Genomic DNA, 695 nt, shown 5'->3' on the forward strand with positions numbered 1-695 from the left:
AGCTCGGAGATGTGTATAAGAGACAGATGACCTGGGCGACCCGGTGACCGGCAGCTACGGAGGCCTGACCTTCGATGCGCAGGGTTCCGCCGAAACCACCCTGTCCGACGGCGTGAGGGTACTGCGGTTGGTAAAGGACACGGTGTTCAACCCCTCGTGCAGGGTGACGGTGGTTTCCAGTGCAGCTGCGGGTTCTCCGCCGTCCACCTGTACGGTGGTTTCGTAATCGGGAACGGCTTCCTCCGTGATGGTGCACAGGGTGCCCGCAGGCAGACCGCGCAGCGTTACTTCTCCGCCGTCGGACAGGGTGGTTTCGGCGGAACCCTGCGCATCGAAGGTCAGGCCTCCGTAGCTGCCGGTCACCGGGTCGCCCAGGTCATCCCGCAAAGAAAGGGTAAAGGAAAAGTCTCGTGCAGTATCCCCCAGGGGGCCGGTGACAAACTTTTGCAGTACCAGCCGGGTGGATTGGTTGCGTACCTGGACAATGGTGCTGCGGGCAAACAGGTTGGTCAGGTTTTGGTCCCCCAGGTTGATTTTCAGGCCCTGGTAGGGGCCTGCGGCATAGTTCTGGGTGACCTTCAGCCGGGACCATCCGGAAAGAACCACAAAGAACACCGGGTCACCCGGTACGGTGGGGCCGTATTCCAGAATCTGGTTGTTGTGATAGTAGGAAAGTTCCAGCGGCGGCTGCACCG

At 61.0% G+C, this 695-nt stretch carries 1 protein-coding gene; it reads right to left on the reverse strand.

The genetic code is table 11. From position 1 onward, the window contains the following. Positions 1-54: 54 nt before the first annotated feature. Positions 55-695: DUF7601 domain-containing protein (locus H6B10_RS14880; RefSeq protein WP_243427416.1), on the reverse strand; the 641-nt coding region annotated here is incomplete at its 5' end.

The sequence above is a fragment of the Gemmiger formicilis genome (assembly GCF_016901605.1).
GTDB lineage: Bacteria > Bacillota > Clostridia > Oscillospirales > Ruminococcaceae > Gemmiger > Gemmiger formicilis_B.